The organism is Endozoicomonas sp. YOMI1, assembly GCF_024606345.1.
Lineage (GTDB): Bacteria > Pseudomonadota > Gammaproteobacteria > Pseudomonadales > Endozoicomonadaceae > Endozoicomonas.
On record NZ_JAHHPM010000425.1, the window covers coordinates 1 to 2,279 of the forward strand.

Consider the following 2,279-nt stretch of genomic DNA (forward strand, 5'->3'; position numbering starts at 1 on the left):
ATTTGCTGCCACCGCAGTAGGGCAGTCTATTCTCGGACAGCCTCCTAGGAGGCTGACCGAGAACTAAGCAGGAAAGCAACCAGCAGAGCGACAAAAACTTAAATCGTTTAAAAAACAGTCGAAATTTTAGCTCAATTAGCTACTTTTAGCAGTTTTTAGACTTGTTAAAGCCTTTATGCTGCTTCTTTAACCTTTTTTACATCGTCAAGACGGATTAACCCCGTCGTTGTCGCCTTCACAAATTTTTTGATGTTATGCGCCGTGCAAACCAGTGAAAACTCTGCTGCCACTTTCTCTTTTCCGCGAAGGCTGAATACCCGAAATCCCGAATTTTTGATCTGCCCAAACGGTGGCTCTGCAATAACTTTACGACGTTCGTAAACTGATTTGGCTTCGGTGCTTTCCATTTTCTTACTCATAGCCTGCCGTGCAGATTCAAACCGGTCGGTGCGAATAACCCGGCCAGGCTCTTTTTTTGCACCACTGCATCTCGAACGATATGGACACTCTCTGCACACCTCTTTGCTGGCTCGGTAGCTCTTTCTTTTAGCCTTGCTCAAGGGGTTCGTGATCAGCCTTTCATTGGCCGGACAAACAAACACATCGGCTTCAGCATCATAGGCAAAATCAGCTTTGACAAATTTCCGATCCGAGTTTTCAAGTGCTTCTTCCGCTGGCTTTTCGCCTCTATCCGTTGCGATATAGCCATCGATGTTTCGCTGTTCCAGCGCATGCAGATTGGGTCCGGAAAAATAACCATTGTCCATGCTCATTTTATCTACCGTCGCGCCACCGGTTGTTTCGGACAGGACATTCAATGCAGGCTCTACTTCCTGGATATCATTAGCTTGCTGGCTGACGTGCTGAACAATGATAATCTGATGATCCCCGTCTACGCTGATCTGGGCATTGTAACTGTATTCGCAATACCCTTTTTTGCTCATGATTCGCGCATCATGGTCGGCAAAACTGATCTGCTTTTTGTCGTCAATCGGCTCATCAGGATTCAGGGCTTTTTCCCGTTTTTCCAGTGCTTCTTTTGCCGCTTTTATCTTTTTCAGGCGTTCCTGTTTGAACTGTAAGTCCTCGGGAATGCTGTAACCATTGGCCTCTTTGTGAGTATCGTTTTCCTGTTGGTCGGACAGGCTGGCTTTTTTAATCAGTTCATCAATTTCGGCACTGAGTTCAGCTTCTCTGCTTTTGAGCCTGCCGTAGCTCATTGCCTTATGCTTTGAGCTGCTGGCTTTGAATTTTGATCCGTCCAGGCTGATATGGCCCAGTGACGCCATGCGCAACTCCATTGCCAGCTTAACGGACTGTTTGAAACAGTCATGAAAAAACGACAGGTTATCTTTACGAAAATCACCCAGCACCCTGAAGTTCGGGCAGTTCATCTGTGAAATGTACATAAATCCAGATCCTGCCGACAGCGCCGTTCAATTTGGCGGGAGCTAAAAACACCGTGGCTGTAGGCGTAGATCAGAATTGAAACAATCAGTTTTGGCGGATAGGCATGTTGCCCAAGATGATGATGCTTTTTTTCAACTTCCGATGTATCGATGCTTTGGAAGAGGCTCTCGTAAACAAAGCAGTCATGGTCGGTGGGGAGCAGATCAAAAATGTTGGTTGGAAACAGCAGGTGCTGATCAACCTCAACGGGACTATCCTTAAACTTTGGCTGTGGCATTTGGCATAAGTCATTTGATTTTGAGGCTTATAATAACATAAGCCTATTCTCGGTCAGCCTCCTAGAGTATTCGGCTTCCCGATGGAAGCCGAACGTTTTTCAGAAGAGTTTCATAGCCATCAACAGAGCACCGTGCATGGCATCACCCTGTGGCAGGGTGGCAATGGCAGCGACATCTTCTGGCAGCCAGGGCATAACGAACTCACTCAGCCCTCCAACCAGTGCACACTGGCTAGCGCCACGCTGATAAAGTACCCGGATCATCATGGCGGCATCTTCAGCGCTTTCCCGAATCAACTGTTCCGCCAGTTGATCGCCCTTGCTTAAATGTTCAATCACCAGCGGACCGTAAGATCCGTAGTCTCTGGGGAGTGCGCTGTCCTGTCAGGCAACGGCTTGTTCAGGACTGTGCTGAAACGTTGCCATGATGGCCTGGCTTAACGGTGTCTGTTCTTTGATGCCTTCGTGGGCCAGCAGGGAGTAACGAATCGCCGCGAGGCCGAGGCTGGCGCCACTGCCATGATCCGAGATTGCAAAGCTGCAAAGCTGGGGTCATATATGGTCCGCCCCGCATTGCAAGGAAAAGTTTTCC

The 2,279-nt window shown here is 48.3% G+C and carries 3 protein-coding genes; all 3 read right to left on the bottom strand.

What is annotated here, in order from left to right; translation table 11 throughout:
* Nucleotides 1–173: 173 nt before the first annotated feature.
* Nucleotides 174–1,409 carry an IS1182 family transposase gene (locus KDK15_RS14985; protein ID WP_257296193.1) on the bottom strand — a complete coding sequence of 412 codons (1,236 nt, stop codon included), beginning with the start codon at nt 1,407–1,409 and terminating at the stop codon, nt 174–176.
* Nucleotides 1,391–1,687, bottom strand: a complete 297-nt coding sequence (locus tag KDK15_RS14990) for a transposase (RefSeq protein ID WP_257296194.1) — start codon at nt 1,685–1,687, stop codon at nt 1,391–1,393. The genes KDK15_RS14985 and KDK15_RS14990 overlap by 19 nt, the downstream gene beginning before the upstream one ends.
* A gap of 99 nt (nt 1,688–1,786) precedes the next feature.
* The gene (locus KDK15_RS14995) at nt 1,787–2,026 is read right to left on the bottom strand and encodes a hypothetical protein (protein WP_257296195.1); all 240 of its coding nucleotides are present in this window, start codon (nt 2,024–2,026) and stop codon (nt 1,787–1,789) included.
* Nucleotides 2,027–2,279 lie beyond the last annotated feature (253 nt).